This window comes from Azotosporobacter soli (assembly GCF_030542965.1).
GTDB lineage: Bacteria > Bacillota > Negativicutes > SG130 > SG130 > Azotosporobacter > Azotosporobacter soli.
Map to the genome: position 1 here is coordinate 117036 of NZ_JAUAOA010000008.1, position 24409 is coordinate 141444.

The 24409-nt window shown below is 47.4% G+C and carries 19 protein-coding genes and 1 riboswitch; of the genes, 13 read left to right on the top strand and 6 right to left on the bottom strand.

Annotated elements, in window-relative coordinates:
• Window position 1 precedes the first annotated feature (1 nt).
• From QTL79_RS09720 to QTL79_RS09760, 9 genes are all read left to right on the top strand, one after another.
• Window positions 2-754, top strand: a complete 753-nt coding sequence (locus QTL79_RS09720) for an amino acid ABC transporter ATP-binding protein (protein ID WP_346354775.1) — start codon at window positions 2-4, stop codon at window positions 752-754.
• A gap of 34 nt (window positions 755-788) precedes the next feature.
• Window positions 789-1769: a uroporphyrinogen decarboxylase family protein gene (locus tag QTL79_RS09725; protein WP_346354776.1), complete on the top strand. Its 981-nt coding sequence runs from the start codon at window positions 789-791 to the stop codon at window positions 1767-1769.
• Window positions 1770-1934: 165 nt separating this feature from the next.
• Window positions 1935-2363 (top strand): universal stress protein, encoded by a 429-nt coding sequence (locus tag QTL79_RS09730; protein WP_346354777.1) that lies wholly within the window; start codon window positions 1935-1937, stop codon window positions 2361-2363.
• 220 nt (window positions 2364-2583) lie between these two features.
• Window positions 2584-3627 (top strand): type I glyceraldehyde-3-phosphate dehydrogenase, encoded by a 1044-nt coding sequence (gene gap / locus QTL79_RS09735; protein ID WP_346354778.1) that lies wholly within the window; start codon window positions 2584-2586, stop codon window positions 3625-3627.
• Window positions 3628-4041: 414 nt separating this feature from the next.
• Window positions 4042-4707 (top strand): cobalamin B12-binding domain-containing protein, encoded by a 666-nt coding sequence (locus QTL79_RS09740; RefSeq protein ID WP_346354779.1) that lies wholly within the window; start codon window positions 4042-4044, stop codon window positions 4705-4707.
• The gene (locus QTL79_RS09745) at window positions 4704-5738 is read left to right on the top strand and encodes a uroporphyrinogen decarboxylase family protein (protein ID WP_346354780.1); all 1035 of its coding nucleotides are present in this window, start codon (window positions 4704-4706) and stop codon (window positions 5736-5738) included. The genes QTL79_RS09740 and QTL79_RS09745 overlap by 4 nt, the downstream gene beginning before the upstream one ends.
• Window positions 5728-6348, top strand: a complete 621-nt coding sequence (locus QTL79_RS09750; protein WP_346354781.1) for a DUF1638 domain-containing protein — start codon at window positions 5728-5730, stop codon at window positions 6346-6348. The genes QTL79_RS09745 and QTL79_RS09750 overlap by 11 nt, the downstream gene beginning before the upstream one ends.
• Window positions 6317-8500 (top strand): ATP-binding protein, encoded by a 2184-nt coding sequence (locus tag QTL79_RS09755; RefSeq protein WP_346354782.1) that lies wholly within the window; start codon window positions 6317-6319, stop codon window positions 8498-8500. The genes QTL79_RS09750 and QTL79_RS09755 overlap by 32 nt, the downstream gene beginning before the upstream one ends.
• A gap of 20 nt (window positions 8501-8520) precedes the next feature.
• Window positions 8521-10242 carry a sensor domain-containing diguanylate cyclase gene (locus QTL79_RS09760; RefSeq protein WP_346354783.1) on the top strand — a complete coding sequence of 574 codons (1722 nt, stop codon included), beginning with the start codon at window positions 8521-8523 and terminating at the stop codon, window positions 10240-10242.
• 45 nt (window positions 10243-10287) lie between these two features.
• Here QTL79_RS09760 and QTL79_RS09765 read toward each other — a convergent pair whose 3' ends face one another.
• From QTL79_RS09765 to QTL79_RS09780, 4 genes are all read right to left on the bottom strand, one after another.
• Complete coding sequence (locus QTL79_RS09765) at window positions 10288-11445, bottom strand: ABC transporter substrate-binding protein (protein WP_346354784.1); 1158 nt, start codon at window positions 11443-11445, stop codon at window positions 10288-10290.
• Between the two features lie 131 nt (window positions 11446-11576).
• A riboswitch (glycine riboswitch) is annotated at window positions 11577-11673 on the bottom strand.
• Between the two features lie 204 nt (window positions 11674-11877).
• Window positions 11878-13563, bottom strand: coding sequence for a [FeFe] hydrogenase, group A (locus QTL79_RS09770; RefSeq protein ID WP_346354785.1), 1686 nt, complete (start codon window positions 13561-13563; stop codon window positions 11878-11880).
• 3 nt (window positions 13564-13566) lie between these two features.
• Window positions 13567-15441 carry an NADH-quinone oxidoreductase subunit NuoF gene (gene nuoF / locus QTL79_RS09775; RefSeq protein ID WP_346354786.1) on the bottom strand — a complete coding sequence of 625 codons (1875 nt, stop codon included), beginning with the start codon at window positions 15439-15441 and terminating at the stop codon, window positions 13567-13569.
• Complete coding sequence (locus QTL79_RS09780) at window positions 15431-15919, bottom strand: complex I 24 kDa subunit family protein (RefSeq protein WP_346354787.1); 489 nt, start codon at window positions 15917-15919, stop codon at window positions 15431-15433. Before QTL79_RS09780 ends, nuoF begins: the two co-directional genes overlap by 11 nt.
• A gap of 415 nt (window positions 15920-16334) precedes the next feature.
• On the opposite strand from QTL79_RS09780, the gene QTL79_RS09785 reads away from it, so the two are divergent.
• The 4 genes from QTL79_RS09785 to QTL79_RS09800 all read left to right on the top strand — a co-directional run bounded on the left by QTL79_RS09785 (window position 16335) and on the right by QTL79_RS09800 (window position 21546).
• A complete protein-coding gene (locus QTL79_RS09785) occupies window positions 16335-16487 on the top strand; it encodes a hypothetical protein (RefSeq protein WP_346354788.1) in 153 nt (50 codons plus the stop codon).
• A gap of 217 nt (window positions 16488-16704) precedes the next feature.
• Entirely contained in the window at window positions 16705-17286 is a 582-nt protein-coding gene (locus tag QTL79_RS09790; protein WP_346354789.1) for a TetR/AcrR family transcriptional regulator, read from the top strand.
• 89 nt (window positions 17287-17375) lie between these two features.
• Complete coding sequence (locus tag QTL79_RS09795) at window positions 17376-18473, top strand: efflux RND transporter periplasmic adaptor subunit (RefSeq protein WP_346354790.1); 1098 nt, start codon at window positions 17376-17378, stop codon at window positions 18471-18473.
• Between the two features lie 10 nt (window positions 18474-18483).
• Window positions 18484-21546 carry an efflux RND transporter permease subunit gene (locus QTL79_RS09800; RefSeq protein ID WP_346354791.1) on the top strand — a complete coding sequence of 1021 codons (3063 nt, stop codon included), beginning with the start codon at window positions 18484-18486 and terminating at the stop codon, window positions 21544-21546.
• 62 nt (window positions 21547-21608) lie between these two features.
• Here QTL79_RS09800 and QTL79_RS09805 read toward each other — a convergent pair whose 3' ends face one another.
• Both QTL79_RS09805 and QTL79_RS09810 read right to left on the bottom strand, forming a co-directional pair.
• A complete protein-coding gene (locus QTL79_RS09805) occupies window positions 21609-23003 on the bottom strand; it encodes an amino acid permease (RefSeq protein ID WP_346354792.1) in 1395 nt (464 codons plus the stop codon).
• 56 nt (window positions 23004-23059) lie between these two features.
• On the bottom strand, window positions 23060-24409 hold a 1350-nt coding region (locus QTL79_RS09810; protein WP_346354793.1), incomplete at its 5' end, for an amino acid permease.

A 24409-nucleotide genomic window follows, 5' to 3' on the forward strand; every position in this document is an offset into this window, starting at 1 on the left:
AATGTTGGAAATTACAAATATACATAAAAGATTTGGCAGCAGTGACGTGTTAAAAGGCGTGGATTTAAAAATCGAAAAGGGCGATGTCGTCGTCGTTCTCGGTCCCAGTGGATCAGGTAAGACTACATTATTGCGTTGCATTAACTTTTTGGAAAAAGCGGATGCTGGTCATGGCAGATTTGGCTCAGTTGACGTGAGTTTGAAAACGGCATCGAAAAAACAAATTCATGAAATCAGGCAAAAAGTGGCTTTCGTATTTCAAAACTACAATTTGTTTAATAATAAGACGGCATTGGAAAATGTGACGCTGGGGTTGACGGTGGGACGGAAGATGGCGCAGGCGGATGCCGATGCAATTGCAAAGAAAGCGTTAGATAAGGTAGGTTTGTCGGAAAAATATGAAGCATATCCCAGCCAACTGTCGGGCGGGCAGCAACAGCGGGTAGGCATTGCCAGAGCGGTGGCGCTTAACCCGGAGATCATATTGTTCGACGAACCGACCTCGGCGCTCGATCCGGAATTGATCGGCGAAGTTCTTGGCGTGATGAAAAAAATCGCGCGGGAAGGAACGACGATGCTGGTTGTCACACATGAAATGTCATTTGCCCAAGATGTGGCCAACCGGGTTATATTCATGGCTGACGGCGTCATTGTTGAAGAAGGGACGCCGCAAGAACTGTTTCGCGCGCCGAGCGAAGAACGTACCAAACAATTTTTGCGGCGCGTCATACCGGAATTCAGTTATTCGATTTAAAAAGAGCGAGGATTGTATGATGAGGGGGAGAAATATGTTAAAGAGAGAACGGCTTCTTAACGCATTCAATAATAAAGAGGTAGATCGCGTACCGGTAGGTTTTTGGTTTCATTTTTTAAAGGAAGAAGAGTTTTATCAAGGGTTGGAACAAAGGGATCTGATTGAAAAAAACATTGCGGCACACAAAGCATTCATTGAAGCGACCGATCCGGATTTTGTTAAAATTATGAGCGACGGCTATTTTCTCTATCCAAGCAAAGTATATCCAACTTTGCACAGCGCAGCGGATTTGCGCAAGCTGACGCCTCTTGGGAAAGATCATCCATGGATACAGGGGCAGGTGCGACTGGCAAAGACGGTGGTTGGTTTTTTGAACGACACAAGCGCATTTTACAATATCTTTGCACCGAGCACCTTGCTGCGCTTTGCAATCGGCAATGAAAAATTCATTGAATATTTCAGACAGGATGCCGCTGCCGTTGCTGATGCGCTGGAAATCATTGCGCAGGATGTTGCGACATTGTCGGAACTGATCGTTACGGAGGCCGGAGCGGAAGGAATTTATCTCAGTGTGCAAAATCCGGAAAATGGAAAGATAAGTTATGAAGAATACCGTCGATATATCACGCCAAGTGAACGCAGCGTACTGAGTCGCGCTAATGCCGTGAGCGAAAACAATATTTTACATTGCTGCGGTTACGCTGGCAATAAAAACGATCTTACGATTTGGCAAGACTATGAGGCCAAAGCGGTAAACTGGGCTGTGACGATTGAAAATCTTGATCTGACAGAAGGGAAAAAACTATTTGCGGACAAAGCCGTCATTGGCGGATTCGATAATCGTCCCGGCAAATTGCTGCATTCTGGAACTAAAGAGGAGATTGAATCTTTTGCGGAGACGATCATTACAAAAGCGGGCAAGATCGGCGTCATTATCGGCGCGGATTGCACTGTGCCCAGCGATATTGAGTTGACTCGATTGCAATGGGTAAAAGATAAGGTTGCGGTTCTATAAGGTTGCGTCAAAAGGTAAGACGAAGAAGCCTGTCAGCGAGCGCTGGCAGGCCTTTCTTTTTTAGATAAGGGCAGTCGATTGAATTTATCGTTTGGCAAATAAAGGGGTTTTTGCAGTGTGGGAGAAGTAAATAACTAAAGAAGAGTGACGAAAGGGGTTGGCATAATGGCTGTGAAAAAAATCGTCTTGGCCTTTGAAGGTTCGGAGGACAGCAAGAAGGCACTGGATTGGACGATGGAATTCGTCGGGCAAAGTGCGATGGAGCTCCATATCGTAACGGTACAAGAAGCGAGCGGCGTAGTAGCTCTGGAAGCGGACTATCAAGTTATTGACATGGATAAGATACGCGGCGAATGGCTGAAACAATTGAACGAAATGAGCAAAACTCTTTGCGACGGCCGATCCTGCACGATTCGCAATCGCGTTTTAGAAGGAGATGCGGCGGAAGAACTGATTCGCTATGCCAAAGAAGTGCAAGCCGACATGCTGATTTGCGGCAGCCGCGGCTTAGGAAACTTTGCCTCGCTGTTGCTTGGCAGCGTGGCGCACAAGTTGGTGACCTATGCGCCTTGCCCGGTGATGGTGATAAAATAGAGCAGGTGGTTCAATAACAAGTAGAGTGAAGAAGTAAGACGACGGACAAAATGCCGTTGTCTTATTTTTATGCGTAAATACTTACATTTCTATTTTTTTCACAAATAAAGTGCGCGCAGTACTTACTTTTTATCTTAAATTGGATTATACTATAACTCGAATGTAACGCTTTATATTCTAATTGCGCTACGCGATATCATTAGAGAAATGAGGAGAAATAATGAAAACGAAAGTAGCAATCAATGGATTGGGCCGCATTGGCCGGATGTGTCTTAGGGCTTCGTTAGAAAACGAAAATTTAGAAGTGGTGGCCATCAACGGCACGACCAGCGCCGAAACAGCCGCGCATCTGCTGAAATATGATTCGGTGCATGGTAAATTAGCGCAATGCATCGAAGCAACGGAGCGGGAAATCAGGATTGACGGGCGTTCAATCACCTATCTGTCGGATCGCAATCCTGCCAATCTTCCTTGGGGAAAGCTTGGCGTTGACGTCGTCATTGAGGCGACCGGCAAGTTTAATTCCGGTAAGGAGTGCGACGTACATATTAAAAATGGCGCTAAAAAAGTCGTCATTACCGCGCCGGCCAAAGACCAGATTCCCACCCTTGTTATGGGCGTTAACGAATCAATCTATAACCCTACATTGCATCATGTGGTGTCAAACGCTTCTTGTACGACCAATTGTCTTGCGCCGGTTGTAAAGGTATTGCATGATCATTTTGGCATCGTCAACGGATTAATGTCGACCGTGCATGCCTTTACCACAGATCAGCGCAGTTTGGATAACAGTCATAAAGATCCGCGTCGTTCACGCAGTTGCGTGCAGTCAATCGTGCCGACGACGACGGGCGCTGCAAAAGCAATCGGTCTCGTGATCCCTGAGTTGAAAGGAAAACTTAACGGAATTTCACTGCGGGTTCCTGTGGTGAATGTTTCATTAACCGACCTGGTTGTAGAGCTGCAGAAAGACATTACGGCTGAACAGGTAAACCGGGTTTTGGCGGATGCTGCGAAGGGGCCGCTAAAGGGAATTCTGTCCTATTGCGATAAAGCGCTTGTCTCGGTTGACTTTCTTGGCGATCCGCACTCTTCAATCGTTGACGGATTGTCCACTATGGTCATTGACGAACGTAAAGTAAAGGTTCTTGCTTGGTATGACAACGAATGGGGCTATTCCTGTCGCGTCATTGACTTGGTCAATTACATCGGCGAACGTTTGAAGCAGGGCGGCGATGCGGCGAAACGAAAAGCGGTGGGATAAAATAAATGAGACTGTGCAAAGAGGGGCTTTCATACCTTTTTTGTTAAAAAGAAAAATGGGGCCAGCAAATCAATGTGATTTGTTGGCCCCATTTTGATGTAGGCGAATCATTTTCTAGTAGATGCGAAATAATGTATTTAATGGGAATGATTGGTTGACCGTTGGGCGAGATTTGTAGTACGATAAAAGAAAAATCTGTAGGTGAACGCTGATGATAAAACGTGTGCGTGAACTGACGGAAGAAAAAATAATAATAGTGAGTTAAAAATAGTCGCGGTCCAATTTTTGGTCGCGACTGTTTTGCCTGCTTTTAGCAAAAATGCGCAAATCTGTACCGTGAAGCATGATGAAGTCATCGTTTTCAACGCACAACATGCTTGGATTTCTCAAAATGAGGAGAGGGGGAGCGTTTGGATGATCGAAACGGTGATAGAAGCGTATAATGAAGCCATTTTGGATACGGATCAGGAACGAGCTTTTGCGGTAATTCATCGAGCTGTTGAAAAAGGAATTTCGCCGGAAGACATTATTTTTAAAATCGTCATTCCGTCTATTGAACTGATGACGAAGTATATTAGCGAAACAAAGGAAGCAAGCGTCGCGCAACATTTTTTGACGGCAAAGATTGCGGCAGCCGTTACGGATGAAATGCTCGACAAATTTAAACAACGACCCAAAGTCGTCGGCTGTGTCGTACTCGGAACGTCGCAAGGCGATTTTCATGGTTTGGGGAAAAAAATTGTCGGAGGTTGCTTGAAGGCATTGATGATTCAGGTCATTGATTTGGGAGTCAATGTTGCTCCAGAAAAATTCGTTGAAGCCGCAATTGAAAATAAAGCCGAAGTTATCGGGATCGCATCGATGATGGTGCATACGGCCAGAAGTGAAAATGGCTGCAGTAAGGTTCGGCAATTAGTAAACGAATGTGGCCTTAAAGGCAGGGTAAGAATTGTTGTGGGGGGAGCGCCGTACCGCTATGACCACGATCTGTACAAAAAGGTAAAGGCGGATGCATGGGCCGAAAACGGCATAACAGCGGGCAAGATAATAACAAGGCTCATTAGGGAGGTGCAACAATGATTACCGGAATGGAGCGACTTGCGGCGGCAGTCCAGGGAAAGCGGTCGGATCGGATCCCGGTATTTTGCAATTTATTGGATCAAGGAGCCAAAGAATTGGGCATGCCTCTTCAAGAATATTATAGCAAAGGTGAATATGTGGCGGAAGCACAGCTGCGCATGCGGGAAAAATATGGCTATGATAGTCTCTGGAGTCTTTTTTATGTAGGCAAGGAAGCGGAATTACTTGGGTGTAGAAAAATTATCTTTGCATCCAATGGCCCGCCGAATGTAGGCGAGATGATTATAAAATCGCATAAGGACATTGAAAAATTGGAAATCCCGGAGGATATTGCGGCGCAGCCTGCTTTTGCCGAATCGTTAAAATGTCTTCAGATTTTAAAAAAGGAGGCCGGAGGAAAATATCCGATTTGCGCGTATGTAACGTCATCAATGACGCTGCCGGCTATTTTAATGGGCATGGACAAATGGATGGATTTACTGCTTACTGGACCGGTAGAGGTGCGTGATATGATGCTGGAAAAGTGCAGTGAGTTTTTTCGCAGAGAGATAGCCGCATATCGGGCCGCCGGTGCAAATGTCTTGGTTTATTCGAATCCATTCGGTTCGACGGATTTTGTACCAATGAAATTGTTTCAGGATATTTCACTTGCTTGGATGGAAAAAGATTTGAAACCGGGAGGAATGGATGGCGTAGTGTATTACTGCGGCGGTGCGCGGATGAATTCGGTTATTGAACAAGTGATCTCTACGCTTGGAATAAGCGCTTACTATTTAAGCCCGCTCGATGACATCGCAGAAGGAAAAAAAATTATTGCCGGACGTGCGTTATGCGGCGGCGTCATCAATGACATTAAACTGATTGATTGGTCCAGAGCGGAAATCAGAATGGAAGTCAAACGTATGATGGAGGCAGGAATGGCGGGGGGGAAGTTTTTGTTTGGTACGCTGGTTATGCCGTACAGCATTCCAGAAGACAACATAAAAACGTTGGTGGAAGCGGCATACGAGTTTGGCAGCTATGGAAGGTGAAGCGCGTTATCTGCTGGTCGGGTGTGGAGTTTTAGAAAAAGAGATGACCTATTTGATTAAAAAGAATAAGTGGCCTCTGGATAGTATTTTTTTGGATGCGACATTGCATGCGGATATAGATAAGCTGGCGGAAACGTTGAGCAACGTGCTGAATGAACATGCGAAAGAAGATCTGATTGTTTTTTACGGCGAATGTCATCCTTGCATGGAAGAGATAACAAGAAAAGCGAATGCAGTCAGAGTCGATGCTCAAAATTGCATGGAAATGATTCTCGGTCGTGAACGGTTTAGAATGGAAGTGGAACAAAGAGCGTTTTTCCTGCTGGAAGCATTGATTTTGTGCTGGGATGATGCGATTAAAATGGCTTTTGGAGAAAATTTGCGAATTGCGCGGGAGATATTTCAAAGTGAACAGGACTATTTTTTATATATCAAGACGCCTTGCTCCGGCGATGTAATGCTGCGGGCGGAAGTGATAAGCCGCTGTTTGGGCTTGCCGCTTCGCAGCATGGAAGTTTCACTCGATCAATTGGAAGCCGCAGTAAGTGATGCAATAGCGAAAAAGCGAGGGGAAAGGAATGACGGAAGAAGGGGCAAGAACGGAAGATGAACTGAGTCATCTGAAAGAACGGATGAAAAGACTGGCGATGGAAAAATCAAATCTGCAATTGATGACGCATCTTATGAGCGATATGAGTGCTGTACCCGGCCTAGAACGTACAATTGATAATTTGCTGCGAACGCTGTTGGAGAATATCGGTGGTTTGAATGTCAGCTTATATTACCGGATTGATGAGAAATGCTATTATGCGGATGTGTACGGTGATAAGAAAGAAGTTGCGGATATTGATGACAAACTTGTGGCGGCCGTTTTTAAGGATGGAGAGTTCATCGAATGCAAGCAGGAATTTAGCGATACCAAGATGCTGACTCCTGTGTTCGATCAGGCTGCGACATGGCTAATTCCGCTCAAGGTGGATTCAGCTGTTTTTGGCGTGTTAAAAATGGAAAAACTGCATATCGGGGCAGAGAAATACAGGGCGCAATTGCCGGTGCTTTTTAAGTATGCTGCATTGTTGCTGAAAAATGAAATTTCAGGACACACTCGATTGCAAAAGGCATATGAGCAAATCAGTCAGATTAATGAGCAACTGCGCAACGAAATTGATGAACGGAAAAAGATTCAAAATGATTTATTAGAAGCGCGCAATGGACTGGAGCGTAGAGTGGAGGAACGGACGCAAGAACTCAAAAAGACTAATAAGCATTTGAGCCAGGAAATTAGCGATCGCAAGCAAGCGGAAACAGCACTGCTTGCCTCGGAAGAGAAATTTTCCAAAGCTTTTCAGAAAGTGGCGGATGCTATTGGTATCGTACGTTTGTGTGATGAGCGGTATATCGAAGCGAATGCCGCTTTTTTTCGTATCCTCGGGTATCAACGAGAGGAAGTGATTGGTCATACGTCACGTGAATTTGGCCTGTGGAGCAACGAGGCAGACCGGATCGGCGTATACGAAGCGCTAAGCGGAAAAAACCTTTATGAAAACATGGAGACAGCTTGGCGGACGAAATCCGGTGAAGTTCGGATTGGTTTGCATTCGGCAGAGATTGTGGAAATTGACGGGCAATGGTGCAGCGTGTTCATTTGGCATGATATAACCGAGCGGAAATATGCGGAAGAGCAGTTGCGATTGGCGCACAAGCAACTGGAGGTCAAGGTGAAAGAGCGGACGCAAGAATTGTTTAATGCGAATCTGGAACTGAGCGGGCTAAACGAGGAACATCTTGCAATGAACGCAGAGCTTGTTGCGATAAATAATAAACTGCTAAATACAAATCGGGAATTACATAAAGAGATTGCGGAACGGAAAAAAGCGGAAGAACAGGTTCAGGTAAAAAGCTATGAGATACAGGAAGCTTACGCCGAATTGAAAAAAGCGCAGATGCAAATCGTTCACCAGGAAAAAATGGCTTCAGTTGGACAACTTGCAGCGGGTGTTGCGCATGAAATCAACAATCCGATGGGTTTTATCATCAGCAATCTTACTACTTTACAAGAATATACCCGAGAAATTTTTAACGCTGTAACTGCTCAGGACAGTGCAGTGGACGAATTAGGTGAAATATGCAAAGTCGGATATGAGAAGGAGGCAATACAAAGTGTTGTTGCGCGGCTTGCGAAGATCAGACAATCGGCAAAGATGGAATACCTGCGGGAGGATACGAAAGAGCTTCTTGCAGATTCGTTGGACGGAGCTGAACGTGTGAAGAAGATCGTTCAAGACTTAAAAGGGGTTGCCAAGACTACGGATGAAAATAACTTGGCGAACCTTAATGAAGGAATTGAGAGTACGATCAATGTTATCTGGAACGAAATCAAGTCTAAGGCGACTCTGGTTAAAGAATGGGGCGATATTCCTTATATCTATTGCAACTCAGGACAGCTGAAGCAGGTTATTATGAATTTACTGTTAAATGCATTGCAGGCAATCGAGAACAAAGGAGAAATACGCATAAAAACCTGGGCGGAAAAAGAGCATGTCTTTGTCTCGATTACGGATACTGGTTGCGGCATGATGCCGGAAGTGATCAGTCGTGTATTTGAGCCTTTTTTTACTACCAGGGAAATTGGGCAAGGTACGGGGCTTGGATTAAGTGTCAGTTATGATATTGTGAAAAAACACGGCGGGGAAATTAAAGTCGAAAGTCAGTTAGGCCAAGGAACGACATTTACGATTGTTCTTCCGGTCAGTAAAAGTTGATATAGATGGAGGGGGAGAGAATGCTGGATGAAATAGTTACGCTTAAGGAAAATATGAATGCACTGAAGGATAGGCTGAAGAAAGTAGCGGTTGAAAAAGCACATCTCCAACTAATCGTCCATCTAATGAAAGAAATGAGCGCTGCGCCAGGCCTGGACAACATAATCAATAATATGTTGAAAATCGTAATGGAAAATATCGGCGGACTTAATGTTATTATTTATTACAAGATTGACGAGCAAATTTATTATGCTGATGTATACGGAAATAGAAAACGGTTGAAGCAGATTGAAGACAGTCAAGTGAAAAAAGTATTTGCATGCGGCGAGTTTATTGAATGTGAGCATGACTTCAGTGATACAAAGATGTTGACCCCTCCATTTCCAAAGGCGGCAACATGGGTGTTTCCGCTTAAAGCGGGAATAGACGTTATCGGCGTATTTAAAATGGAAAAATTACATATTGGAGCGAACGAATACCAGGACCAATTACCGGTGTTTTTCAATTATGCTGCATTACTTTTAAAAAATGAAATCCTGGGTCAAACCCGCCTCCAACAAGCGTATGAAGAGATTAGATTGACAAATGAAAAGTTAGTGAGAGAAATGGCTGAACGTGAAAAAATAAAGAACGCGCTCGAGCTAGCGCATGCAAACTTAGAATACCGGGTAGAGGAACGAACGCATGAACTTAGCGAAGCCAATGCACAATTGCGCGCAGAAATTACGGAACGCAGGCAGGCTGAGAGTTTATTAGCCGCTTCGGAGGAAAAATTTTCAAAGGCCTTTAGTCGGGTTGCCGACATTATTGGTATCGTACGGCTACGTGATGAGAAATATGTTGAAGCAAACGAAGCTTTTTTTCGTTTGCTGGGCTATCGACGCGAGGAAATTATTGAGCATGCGTCGCGTGAATTTGGCTTGTGGTTCAGTGAAGCGGAACGTGAGCGGGTTTATGCGATTTTCAAGCGAGATAAGACATTTGCTAATATTGAAGCGGTGTGGTGCACCAAAACTAGATTGACAAGAGTCGGTCTTCTTTCGGCCGATTGGGCTGAAATTGAAGAGGAAGAATGCATTATTTACATATGGCATGACATTACGGATCGCAAGCGTGCGGAAGAAGAGCTGCGGCAGGCGCATGACCAATTGGAGTTCAAAGTTGTCGAACGGACGCAAAAACTTTCTACTGCTAATCAAAAACTTGTTGCCGCAAATGAAAAATTACGCCGTTTGACAATTGTTGACGGATTGACTGGAATTGCGAATCGAAGATATTTTGATGAGTATATTATGCGTGAATGGTATAGAGGTTTACGAAATCAAACGTCTGTTGCCCTGATTATGGCGGATATTGATTTTTTTAAGTCTTATAACGACAGTTATGGCCATTTGAAAGGTGACGATTGTTTAAAAATCATTGCTTCTATTTTGACCGAGTATATGAAACGGTCGACGGATCTGGCAGCCCGATACGGAGGTGAAGAGTTTGCGCTGGTAATGCCGGATACAGATTTGGCGGGCGCAGTTGTCGTGGCGGAAAACATTCGAACAGGCGTGGCGGCGAAGTGCTTCGAAAATCAAAAGGTACCAGGGGGAATCGTTACGATGAGTCTGGGCGTAAGTTCGCTTGTTCCGTGCCAAAATTTATCACCGCTATCGCTGATTGCGCTGGCAGATGAAGCATTGTATAGCGCAAAACAGCAGGGCAGAAACAGGGTTGTGAGAGCATGCGAGCGCTAAGCGGAAAATAGAAAGAACTCCGGCACTGCCGGAGTTCTTTTGCGGTTATGGTTTTACCGTCGCTTTATAAACTTGCTTGCCGTCTTTCATTTCGATGATCACGGCGTTTTTCACCGCGTCATGCGTCGCATTCAGACTGGTCGAACCGGTTACGGTCGGGATGTCTTTCGTTGCTGCCAAGGCAAGGCGGATTTTATCGGGATCGGTGCTGTCTGCACGTTTAATCGCATCAATCAACACATTAGCCGCATCATAGCTGAGCACGGCCATTGCGTCAGGCGCCTGGCCATATTCTTTTTTGTACATTTCAACGAAAGATTTGGAAGCTTCGCTGCTGTCATCCGGCGAATAGTGATTGGTGAAAAAAGTATTATTCAGAGCCGCTGCAGTGCCCATTTCGGTCAATTTCGGCGAATCCCAGCCGTCACCGCCGACGATCGGCTGCATGAGACCCATTTCACGCGCTTGCTTGACGATTTTGCCGACCTCTTCATAATAGCCCGGTACGTAGATGACCTGCACATCCATTGTCTTGAGTTTGGTCAAAATGGTCTTGAAATCCTGATCTTTTTGCAGATAGGATTCTTCGGCAACGACGCTGCCGCCGCCTTTTGTGAGTGCGTCTTTAAAGAAGGAGGCCAAGCCTTTACTGTAATCGCTGCTGCTGTCTACCAGGATCGCGGCCTTTTTTAACTTCAGACTGTCAAGCACGAAATTGGCGCCAACGGTTCCCTGGAACGGATCGATAAAGCAGATGCGAAAGGTATAATCTTTTACCTTGCCGCTTTGCTCATCTACCGTTACTTTTGGATTGGTTGCGCCGACCGCCAAAAACGGCAGTTTATTCGCTTCAGCGACGCTGGAAGATGCAATTGCGTTGGAACTGGAGAAGATGCCGGTCACGGCGACGACTCTGTCCTGCGAAGCCAGTTTTGTCATCGCATTGGCGGATTCCGACGGCTCGCTTTTGTTGTCCGCATAAATGGCCTGGATCTTCTTGCCCAATACGCCGCCTTTTGCGTTGGCTTCCTTAATGGCCAGCTTTGCGCCGTTCGCTGCCGACGTGCCCATTGTCGCATTGCCGCCTGTCATTTCGTTGAGGACGCCGATGCGGATGTCATTCGAGCCGACGGCGCCGCAGCCGCTCAAAAATGCGCTTAATGCCAGGATTAGCGTTAGGATAAGTGCGTTTGTTTTTTTCATTGTTCTCGCTCCTTTTCTTTTTCCGTTTTTGACGGCTAGACTGGCCCAAGCGAAAAAAGAAAAAGGTCAAATCATCGATTTGACCCTGAAGAAGACAACTAAAGTTTTACTGCAAATTAAATCTGCAGTAAATCAGCGTCTCTGTCCTTTTGCCTGAGAGATTCATCGGAAAGTATCCGATTTGCACCTTCGGCGCCCTGCTAACAGGGGCTCTCCAGAGTTCCGTCCATTTGCGGTCTACAGCTTGCCTAAAGAAAGAAGACAAAAACAGTTTCCGCAAACTTCACACGGTGACGATATTATTTTTTTAATACGTTTGTACTGATTATAGCGACGTAAAGTGTTGCTTGTCAAGCATGAAAATAAAAAAGCTGTCTCGGCGGTCGAATTTCGTATCGCCTGAGACAGCTTCCTTACTTTAAGTAGATCCGGTTAGGGGCGAGGATAATGTACATGCAGCAATTCGTGCACTTTATCCTTCAATACATTTTTGTAAATGGCATCGAGTGTCGGATTAGCTTCTGCGTGCTTGATATTGCTCATCCGGTCGGCATCATACAAGCCTTTGCTGCGACTTTTCTTACCAGTGCTGCTGGTTACCGGCTGTCCGGCACCGCAGACGCAGCCGCCGGGGCAGGCCATGACCTCGACGAAGTCATATTGTTTTTCGCCGCTTTCGATTTGTTTGATCAGGTCGTCGGCGTTTTTCAGACCGCTGACGACGGCAATGTTGACCTGACGTCCTTCGTGCTCAATGCTGGCTTCTTTGACGCCGTTCATGCCTCGAACACCGGTAAAGGCGATCTTGCGCAGGCCTGCGATGGTCTTGTCGTCAGAGACGCGGCGGATGACCGCTTCGGTTACGCCGCCGGTCACGCCGAAGATGACGCCTGCGCCGCTGACCGTACCAAAGGGCATGTCGAGCGCTTCGGGTTCAATCTCGGAAAACACGAGTCCGGCCTCTTTGATCATTTTAATCAGACCGTTCGAGGTGATGACATAGTCGACGTACGGCACACCGTCTGCTTTAAATTCATCACGCGTCGCTTCATGTTTCTTTGCGGTACAGGGCATGACGGCGACGACGATGACACGTTGTTTGGAATCTTTGTACTGTTCTTTGAGGACCGAGCCGAACATCTGCATCGGCGAGCGACAGCTGGAAATGTTGTCGAGCAGGTGCGGGTGGTTGTATTCTACATAGCGAACCCAAGCCGGACAGCAGGACGTAAAGAGCGGCAATTTTCCATCCGTAGTAAGTCGCGTCATAAACTCTTTGGTTTCTTCGAGTACGGTAAGATCAGCGCCGGTAGAAGTATCGAAGACGCCGTCAAAACCGATGCGACGCAGTGATGCTACGATTCGACCCATTACATCTTCGCCTTCATTCAACCCGAACTCACTGCCGATGGCAACGCGGACGGCGGGCGCGATTTGTACTAAAACCTTGGTGTTTTCATCGCTTAGCTCTTTCCACAGATCAAGCGTATCGCTCTTGACGACGATCGCGCCTGTCGGACAGACGACTGCGCACTGGCCACAGCCAACGCAATTCGTTTCGCCGATCGGTTCATCAAAGGCAGGGCTGACGCGCATGTTGGAGCCGCGAAACGCAAAGTCGATTGCGCCGACATTTTGCACTTCGTCGCAGACCCGCACGCAGTCGCCGCACAGGATGCACTTGTTTTTGTCGCGTGTAATGCAGGGAGAAGAGTCGTCGATATCGGGATCGCCGGAGGTATTGTCAAAACGCACTCGTTTAATGCCGAAGCGTTGCGCCAGTTCCTGCAATTTACATTTGCCGCTTTTCGGGCAGGTGGTGCAGTCGCAGCAATGACTGGCGAGCAAAAGCTCCAGAATCATCTTGCGGTATTTGCGCAAACGCGGCGTATTGGTGCGCACCTCGAGGCCAGCTTTCGGCACAGTGGAACAGGCGGCGTGAATGCTGCCCCATTTGTCTTCGACTACGCACATGCGGCAAGCACCATAGACCGACAGTTCGGAGTAGTAGCAGAAGGTGGGCAGTTCGATGCCCACTTTGCGTATTAGATCGAGGATGTTTTTTTCCTCGTTGATTTCAACTGGTATTTTGTCAATCAGCATATATTCGCTCTTCACGTCTTAGTCCTCCTTTATGGCATTGAAAGCGCATGACTCAAGGCATGCACCGCATTTTACGCAGGTATCTGCATCGATGGTGAATGGTTGTTTTATCGTACCGGAAATGGCGTTGACCGGACAAAGGCGTGCGCATTTAGAGCAGCCTCGGCAAAGCTCGGCTTCGATGTGAATTCGTTTCAGTTTCTGGCATACTTTGGCTGGGCAACGTTTTTCCAAAACATGTGATTCATATTCGTCGCGGAAATACTTAATGGTGCTGACGACCGGGAAGGCAGCTGATTTTCCCAAACCGCACAGTGTCGTAGAGGTAATCATATCAGCAAGTTCGAGCAGCATGTCAATATCTTCGAGCGTGCCTTGACCCGCGACAATGCCTTCGAGGATCTGCAGCATCCGCTTGGTTCCTTCGCGGCAGGGTACGCATTTGCCGCAGGATTCGTGCTGCGTGAAGTTCATGAAAAAACGGGCGATCTCAACCATACAGGTATGCTCGTCCATAACGACCAGACCGCCGGAACCGATCATAGCGCCGGCTTTCTTTAGCGAATCAAAATCGAGAGGCAGATCAAGGTGCTCACTTGTCAAACAGCCGCCGGACGGACCACCGATTTGGACTGCCTTAAATGCAGCGCCGTCGCGCATGCCGCCGCCGATGTCGAAGATGACTTCGCGCAGCGTCGTGCCCATAGGGACTTCAATCAGCCCGGTGTTTTGAATGTTGCCGGTCAGTGCGAAGGCCTTGGTACCGGAGCTGTTTTCGGTACCGATTGATTTGTACCAGTCGGCTCCTTTTTGGATGATCAGCGGCACATTGGCGAAAGTCTCGACATTGTTTAACACAGTCGGTTTGCCGAATAAGCCTTGTTCAACCGTACGCGGAGGTTTAACGCGCGGCATGCCTCGTTTGCCTTCGATCGAGGCGGTGAGTGCGCTGCCTTCGCCGCAGACGAAAGCGCCGGCGCCTTTATTGATCTTAATGTCGAATTTTTTGCCGGTGCCTAGGATGTTTTCGCCTAAGAGCCCGTAAGCGCGCGCTTCCTCAATCGCTGTTTCCAAGCGGCTGATCGCCAACGGATATTCAGCACGCACGTAAATGTAACCGGCTTCCGCGCCGCAGGCGATGCCGGCAATCATCATGCCTTGCAGCATTCGATGCGGGTCGCCTTCCATGATGCTGCGATCCATAAATGCGCCGGGATCGCCTTCGTCACCGTTGCAGACGACATATTTAACAGGTTCCGATTGCTTTTTGACCTGCGACCATTTGCGTCCGGCCGGATAACCGCCGCCGCCGCGGCCACGCAGACCGGAAGCGTCGATTTCCTGAATGACTTCATCCGGACTCATTTCAAACAAGACCTTTTCTAATGCACGGTAACCGCCTAAGGCAAGATATTCGTTGATTGAAGTGGCGTCGATCTGGCCGCAGTGGTCGAGTACGATGCGGGTTTGCTTTTTGTAGAAGGGGATTTCTTCCTGCGTTTGGTAAGTCTTTGCAACTTGTTTGTAAGCCAGGCGGTCTATAAAGTTGTCGCCTACGATTGATGCTTCGACAATTTCGAGGCAATCCTCCGCTTGGACTTTGATGTATAACCAACCTGCCGGATCGATTCGAACCAGCGGTCCCATCTCGCAAAAACCATGGCAACCGCTTTTCTTTACGCCGACAGAATGATCGTGGGGTTCTTTTTCTAACTTTACTTCGCAATGTAAACCTTGCGCTGCAATCAGTTCGGTCAATTTATCGTAAATTTCCAATGCGCCGCCGGCTACACAGCCGGTTCCGGCGCAGACGAGGATTTTTTTCTTTTGGTTGTCTAAAGCCTGTTGATAGATTTCTCGCGTATGCTGCAAATCGGCACGGTTACGAAGCATGTTCTTCTTCCTCCTTCAGCTTGGCAATCAGTTGGCTGGCTTTTTCCGGCGTCATCGCGGCATGAACCTGTTCGTTGAGCGTGATAACCGGCGCAAGACCGCAAGCGCCGAGACAGGATACGGTTTCTACCGTGAACATCAGGTCGTCGGTCGTTTTTTTCTCGGCGGACAACCCAAGCTCTTTGCGTAGCCGTTCAAGAATCGGAATCGATTTTCGAACATGACAAGCCGTACCATCGCAAATTTTGAACACGTATTTCCCTTTGGGCTCCAGTGAGAAATTTTCGTAAAAGGTGGCCACACTATAAATTTTTGCGGTACTGATTCCGAGTTTTTTTGACAGATAGGGGAATACGGCGCGAGGAACGTAACGATACTTAGCCTGCGTGTCGTGCAAAATGGCAATGATGTTACGCGCTTCGGCTCCATGTCGGGCAATGATTTCATCCATTTCTCTAAAATCGCTGATTTCGTGCACGGTTAAACCTCCCTAGATACAAGCAAATTTAAATGAACAATGTATACATTATACATTGATAAACTGAAAAATACAAAATGTTTTTATTATGTAAAATATTCAATAAGATTACGACATGGAAGACTGGTTTCTTTGTCGGAGAGGATGATTTTTTTTACTGCGCGTACCAATATAGGCATTGCCTGAAAAAATAGATGAGGAAGCAAAAAAATAGCGGTGCAAATAAATAAGGTGACAAGGAATATTCTGCCAAGTACGACAAAAAGTGATATAAATTGACGAACTGCAAAGATAGTGTTTTAATTATAGGAGAAAAGTCCTAATTTGAGTGGGACTTGTGGGGAAAAGCAAGAAGGCAGTTTTTTTAGGCGGACTGTTTTAAGAAACGCAGCCTTAAGTATCGGGAGGAATTATCATGCAAAGCAATAAGGTGGAAAAGGATATGGCAGTGCAACTACGATGGCTAAGAGAAGAGGTGCAGAAACTTAACAAGGAAGAGAAAGAAGCGGTGCGCAAAGAAATTTGCCACTTGTTTAACATAGAAGAGACGACAATATCAAAACCGTAAAGTGAAATCGAATGCAAGGCTGCAATGAGGGCAGCACAGAAAAAAACTGCTATGCATCAAAAAAGGATGCGGGCAGGTTTTTTAGCTGTAATGCAAGGATGAGTGTTTGGATTAGCTTTAGTTTTCAATGAAAAAAGCAGTCATAAAGCTTTGACACCTCATAAAATATATGGCATAATTACTCCATACCTACCGGTAGGTATGGAGGGGGAGATTTATGAAAACGAAAATTACCATTGCGGCATTGCGTTTGTTTTTATCGCGTGGTTACAAATACGTTTCGATCGTTGACGTGGCGAAGGAAATGGATATAACCAAGGGCGGCGTATATCATTATTTTGAAAGCAAGGATGAATTGCTGCATGCATCCGTTGATTTTTTATTTTCAAATCTGAAGAAAAAGTTTCTTGCTTTGTTTAGCGCAGATAAAAAAATACGCGAGGCCCTATATGAAATCGTAGTGGAACAAAGTATAGAAAAATATATTGAGGTTTTGCTGAATGCCGAGTCTGCAAAAGAAATCGGCGGAAATGAGAATTTTATTTTGGAAGTCATGCAAAATTTCCCTGAAATGCGCAATCGAATTGATAAGGATCATGAGGATATTTGCCAATGCATCGAAGTGAATTTGAAAAAGGGAATGGAGAACGGCGAAGTGCGCAGTGACCTGGATGCGAAAGCGTTAGCGCTTGTCATATGGAGTATGCTGCATGGACAGCGTGCGATTTGCGTAGCGGAGAAGAGGGAAGAAATGCGACGCCAGATTGTGGACTGCATCGGAAAAATGTTAGATGCGTGAGGGCTGTTGCAACGGTATATCTTTTTGTAAGTGATACATACCGCCTGGTCGGTATGTTGAGATGAAATAAAAATGGAGCGGAATGTTATATGAAAAAAATAAACTATAAGTATTGGATTCTTCCGGCTGTCTTATTTATCGTGCTGGCCCTTTTAATAAAAAGCAATGTGATCTATGGCAAAGAGGCGAAAAGCAATGATAGCGGAACTGACGTCAGCGTGAAAGTGATCACGGCGCAATACGGTGCAGCCGTCCCTCAGCTGAAACTGAGCGGATCGATTGAAGGCAAGACTTCGGCGGCGATCAGCGCCAAGATTGCCGGACGGATTGAGCAGGTGTTGGTTAAACAGGGGCAGCATGTCCGTGCCGGTGAGGTGCTGGTGAGACTGGAAAGCGTTGAGTTGGCAAACTCATTACGCACGGCGCAGCAAGCTGTTAAAAAAGCGCAAATCGAATATGAATTGCAGATTAACGACTATCAACGTTATAAGACGCTGTATGAGCAACATGCCGTAGCCAAACAGACTTTGGACAGTTATGACGCGAAACTGCGTACGGCGCAAGCAGATTTGGCCAGTGCGATTGCGAGTCAAAGCAGCGCCGAGCAGCAATATGAATACGGCAAGATAACCGCACCGGTTGACGGTGTTGTGGCCAATTTGACGGCGACTGTCGGACAGGTGGTGGCAGCGGGTACATCATTGATGTCGGTGCAAGACATTAGCGAGGTCTATGCGATCGTCAATGTCGAACAAAAAGATCTGGCAAAAGTGGCGATCGGACAGGCGGCTGCAGTGACGGTCGACACGTATGCCGATAAAATTTTTAGCGGAACAATCGACACCATAAATCCGGAAGCCGGTTCGGCGAATCGTATGTTCAGCACTAAGATAAAAATTGAAAATCCGGCAGGGCTTTTAAAAGCGGGTATGTTTGTCAAAGCGCAGTTGGCGACGGGGGCCGCGGTAGACGTGATTACGGTACCGCAAGCGGCCGTGATGCAAAAACAGGGTTTATATTATCTCTTTACAGCGGAAGAAAACAAGGCGATAAGGCATCAAATTGAAGTCGGCGAAGTAAATGGCGACATGATTCAGATCAAATCAGGTATCGTAGCCGGGGTACGTGTCATCGCCAGCAATGTCAACAAGTTGAAAAACGGTGATTCAATTCGCTGCGAAGAATAGAGGAATAAAAATGAATCTTACGTCAATCAGTTTAAAGAGACCCGTATTTGCCACGGTAATCATTTTGGCGTTGGTTGTTTTAGGACTGTTTAGCTATCACTCACTGGACGTCGACGAATATCCGAATGTCGAAATTCCCGTTGTCGGGATTACGGTAAAATATAACGGCGCATCACCGGAGCAGATCGAATCGAAAGTGACGAAGAAGGTCGAAGAAGCGGTGAGTTCGGTATCGGGCGTTGACCATATTTCATCAACGATTACCGAAGGGCAATCCCTTACGATTGTTGAATTTACGCTTGAGACGTCGCCAGCGACAGCGGCGCAAGACGTACGCGATAAAATCGGCAGTGTAGTCGGCGAACTTCCGACCGATTCTGAAACGCCGGTTATCAGTCGTTTTGATCCTTCGGCGACGCCGATTATATCGCTGACTCTCACCGGCGATCAAAGTCTGCGCGAGCTAACGACGCTTGTCAATGATGTGATCAGTAAACGTCTGGAAACGGTTGGCGGAGTTGCATCCGTAAAAATTAAAGGGGCGACAGAGCGGGAGATTAAGATTAATCTGGATCGGGATAAAATTGCCGCATATAAATTGACGATTCCCCAGATTAAGAGCAGTTTGAGCAGTGAAAACATCGATACGCCAGGCGGAAAAGTGACGGATGGTAAGCATGAAACGACAGTCCGCTCGGTGGGCGCGATTACAGATCCTAAACAGTTTTTGGCGCTGCCGATTGCACAGCGCAACGGCGTGCAGTTGTATGTGAGCAATATTGCAAGCGTCGAGGACGGAACAGTGGATGCCACTGAAATTACAAAATTGAATGATCAAGAAGCGATCGGCATCGAAGTCATGAAGCAATCGGGCGGCAACACGGTTGCGGTCGCCAAGAATGTAAAAAAGGAAGTTGAAAAAATAAAAAAAGATTTGCCAGCGGGAGTTGAGCTGAAAGTCATACGTGACAACTCTGTGACGATCAGCGACTCCATTAACGATGTATTGCTAAACATCATCATCGGCGGTGTGCTGGCGGTCGGCATTGTTTTCTTATTCTTAGGAAACTGGCGTAGTACGCTGATTGCGGCGATTGCGATACCGACATCAATCATTACCACATTTTTGGCGATGAAGGCGTTGAATTTTACGCTCAACACCATGTCGCTCTTGGGCTTGTCTTTGGCGGTCGGGATATTGATCGACGATGCGATCGTCGTCATCGAAAATATCGTGCGGCATCTGCAAATGGGCAAGGAGAAATATACTGCGGCGGCGGAAGGAACATCTGAAATCAGTCTGGCGATTACGGCTACGACATTTAGCTTAGTTGCCGTATTTTTGCCGGTTGGAATGATGACCGGCGTCATCGGACAGTTTCTAAAGCAATTCGGCATTACGGTTGCGGTCAGCGTGTTGGTATCTCTATTTGTCGCATTTACGCTGACGCCGATGCTGTCGGCTAATTATCTAAACCGTCGTCCGGAAAGAGGACAGAGCTGGTTTGATGAGAAGTGGAATCGCTGGGATGCCATCCTGGAACGTTGGACGAAAAAGTACGGCGAATGGCTCGCTTTATGCCTCGAACATCGTAAAAAGGTCATGCTTTTGGTTGCTCTGCTTTTGTTGGGCAGCTTGTCGCTGACTCCTCTTTTGGGAACCGGCTTTATGCCGGATTCGGACAGTGCGGAAATTACGATTGCTGCCGATGTTGACGCGGGAATGAGTCCGCAGTCCGCGGGAGCGATTGCGGATCAGATTTCTTCAATCGCGCGTGAATTGCCGGAAGTTCTGCTCACCTATAGCGTGGCACAAAGCGACAGTCTCTCGATTCTCGTCAAACTGACGCCAAAAGGGCAACGCAAGGCGACGGATGCGCAGATTGTCTCTTTATTGCGCGAAAAGCTGCGGGACATTCCTGCGGCGCAGATCAGCGTTTCGAAAAAATCGGGTATGAGTGAAGGAAAGCCGATATCGCTTGTGATTCAGGGAGAATCGTTGAGCACGCTGGTCGATCTTGCCGATCAGGTGGAAGGAATCGTTGCCGGCGTACCTGGAGCTGTTGATGTTTCGTCCAGTTACCAGACCGGCAAGCCGGATGCGCAACTGGTGACGAACAGAGAAAAGGCAGCCGCGCTTGGCGTGTCGACTTCAAATATTGCAACAACACTCTCGACGATGTTTACCGGAACTGTAATCAACCAATATAAAGATGACAACGACTCGTTTGACGTACGACTGATTTTAGCGCCGGAAGATCGCAAAACGTTGTCGGCTGTCGATAGTATTTATCTGGGCAGCTCTTATAATGACAGCAGCGGCGAAACGGTGATGGTGCCGTTATCGCAAGTAACGAATACGGTATATTCGACGAGTCCGACCAGCATTAATCGTTATGACCGCTTGGATCAAATTACGATTTCGGCCAACTTGCGCAATGTTTCATTGGGCGATTTCAACACTGCGTTGGATAAAAAGTTAGCGCAGGTTGCGTTGCCGACCGGATATAAATTTGTGACTACCGGTGAATCACAGCGTATGGGCGATGCGTTTTCCGGCGTTGTCTTGGCTCTGTCGATGGCGGTTCTCTTTATCTTTTTCGTACTGGCGGCGCAGTTTGAAAGTTATGTCGATCCCTTTTCCATCATGCTGGCATTGCCGCTGGCCATCATCGGAGCGATTGTCGGCTTGCTGTTAGGGCACAGTAGTCTAAACATGATGTCGCTGATTGGGATCATTATGTTGATGGGCCTTGTGACAAAGAATGCCATTTTGCTGCTTGACTTTGCAAAGCAACAGATTGAGCAGGGGGTGGCGCGTAATCAGGCACTTATAGAAGCGGCTGTCGTAAGGCTCCGACCCATTATGATGACGACTGTCGCCATGATAGCAGGCATGCTGCCGCTCGCTTTTGGCGTCGGACCGGGAGCTGAAAGCCGCTCCCCGATGGCGCACGCGATTATCGGCGGATTGATAACATCGACGTTGCTGACGCTGGTGGTTGTTCCGATCATGTATACGTTCCTCGACGATCTCAGGCAACGTATTTATAAGAAGAGCGGAAAGGTATAAAGAAAGAATCCCCTGTACGGTTTTGTAATCCGTACAGGGGATTCTTCTCTAGTGATTGTAGTTTAACCGACCTTCTCTTCGGAAACGGAAGCGCGATTCTTTTGAGCGGCTTTTTTTGCTTTATGGCCGAGATAGAGGCAAAAAAGCCAAAGCGGTGCGATGTACAAGGAAAAAACCATATCCGGCATCAAGGCCATGATGCAAACGACGGCAACTAAAAAGGCCAGACTGAGGTAAGTGGAAAGTGGGTAAAGAGGCATTTTAAAGAGTACTGGTTGTTTGGCCAGTGCTTTTTGCTGACGAGACTTCAACTGTACGATCAAAATGATGGCCCAGTTGATAATGATGGAAATCGTGGCCAGCGCCATCAAATACATGAAAACTTTTTCCGGGTTCAGATAGCTGATCAGAACGACCAAGAGTGTAAAGGCGGTTGAGACTAAGATCGCGTTGACCGGAGTACCGGAGGCATTTACCTTGCCGAAAAACTTAGGTGCATTTCCTTGGGCTGCCAAACCGTATAAGATGCGTCCGTTGCTGTACAGTGCGCTGTTGTAAGCCGACAACGCCGCGGTAAGAACTACGAAATTCAGGAGGTTGGCAGCAGAAGATATTCCGACGTGGGTAAAAATCTGAACGAAGGGGCTTCCGGTCGAAGCCATTTCAGTCCACGGGAAAATGGCCAGGATGACGCCCATGGCCCCGATGTAAAAGAGTAAAATACGCCATACGACCTGGTTGATGGCTTGCGGAATTGTTTTCTTAGGGTTTTCCGCCTCACCGGCCGTAATGCCGACAAGCTCGACGCCGCCGAAGGAGAACATGACCAGAACCAGTGACATGACAATTCCCTCTAAGCCGTTCGGCAAAAAGCCGCCGTGCGACCATAAGTTGGCGATGCCGATCGGATTTCCACCGTTGCCGATGCCGAAAAGAATCATGCCAAGGCCAAAGACGATCATGCCGACGATGGCCAGTACTTTGATCAATGCGAACCAAAATTCAAATTCGCCGTAAAACTTTACATTGACCAAATTAATTAAGGTGATGATAACCAAGCAGACTAAAGCCGATATCCAGGTGGGGATGTCAGGAAGCCAATAGTTGATGTATGCGCCGACGACAGAGAGTTCTGCCATGCCGACGACGACATAATTGAACCAATAATTCCAACCGGCAATGAAACCGGGTAATTCGCCCCAATACTGGTAAGCGTACTGGCTGAAGGAACCGGAGACGGGCTGATCAACCGCCATTTCGCCTAGTGCGCGCATGATGAAAAAGATAATTGCGCCGCCGAGCAGATAAGATAAGGTAATCGCGGGACCGGCGATTTTGACCACGCCGGCTGAGCCGTAAAAGAGTCCGGTCCCGATTGCGCCGCCTAAAGCAATCATTTGAATGTGGCGGTTTTTCAGACCGCGCTTAACTTCCTGATTCATACTGTCTGCGTTCATAATGTTCTCCCTTGTTGCCGATTGATATAGTCATTCTTGATAGGGTTGATCAATAATTATTGGTTCACTGCTTTTTTTTCATCCGCGTCATGCAGCGTCTGACGTTTGCCCATGCCAAAGATGTAATAGCTGGCAATGACGATCGCGCAGAACACTGCGCCGACGATCAGTGATACCTGCGTATCGGAGTTGAACCACATGCCGACCAGTACGCAGCAGAGGAACACAATCGTGAAATAGTTACTGATCGGATAGAGCGGCGATTTGAAAGGATGATTCGGCATTTCAGCCGCCCATTTCTTGCGGAAGCTCAGTTGCGCAATCGCCAAGACAAACCAGGGAATCATGCCAGGCAGGATGCTGGCGCTGTAGATATAGATGAACAGTTTGGAATCCGGTGCGATAAAGTTGAAGAATACGCCAAGCAGCAGACAGCCGATTGTGGTCATGATGCTGTTCGACGGTACGCCGCTTTCGGATACTTTGCCGAAGAATTTCGGCGCCTGGCCGTTTTGCGCCAGCGTGTAGAGCATGCGGCCCGCGCTGTAGATGCCGCTGTTACAGCCGGACATGGCCGCGGTTAAAACAACGAAGTTGATGATGCCGGCAGCGGCTACGATGCCGACTTTGGCAAAGGTCATAACGAACGGGCTGCCGATGGTGCCGATTTGATTCCAGGGATAGATGGACAGGATAACGAAGATCGCGCCGATGTAGAAAATCAGGATACGCCAGATGATGTTTTTCGTTGCTTTGCGCAGCGTGTTTTTCGGATCTTCGGCTTCGCCGGCCGTGATGCCGACGAGTTCAACGCCTTGGTACGCCGCGGTAACTAAACAGAGTGCGAAGAGGAAGCCTTCGAGACCGCCCGGGAAGAAACCGCCGTGATTAAAGAGGTTGCCGATGCCCATCGGCACGCCGCCGTTGCCGATACCGAAAGCGATGATGCCAACGCCGATGACCAGCATTGTGATGATGGCCGCTACTTTAATGAGTGCAAACCAGAATTCGAATTCGCCGTAGTATTTAACTGCTGCCATGTTGGCCGCAGCGACGATCGCAACGCCTGCGAGTGCAGGAATCCACTGTGCGACGTCCGGAAACCAATAATTACAATAAATGCCGATTGCGGTGACCTCGGCCATGCCGACGGTGACCCAGAGGAACCAGTAACACCAGGCGGTCAGATAACCGACCAACGGATGAATGTATTTATGCGCATAGGTGGCGAAGGAACCGGTGACCGGTTCGAGGAACAGCATTTCGCCCATGATCCGCATAACGAAGAACATAACCATGCCGGCTAACGCATAGGCGAGAAGAACCGACGGTCCTGCCCACTTGATGGTGCTTGCCGAACCCATGAATAGACCTACGCCGATTGTGCCGCCCAAAGCGATCAGTTC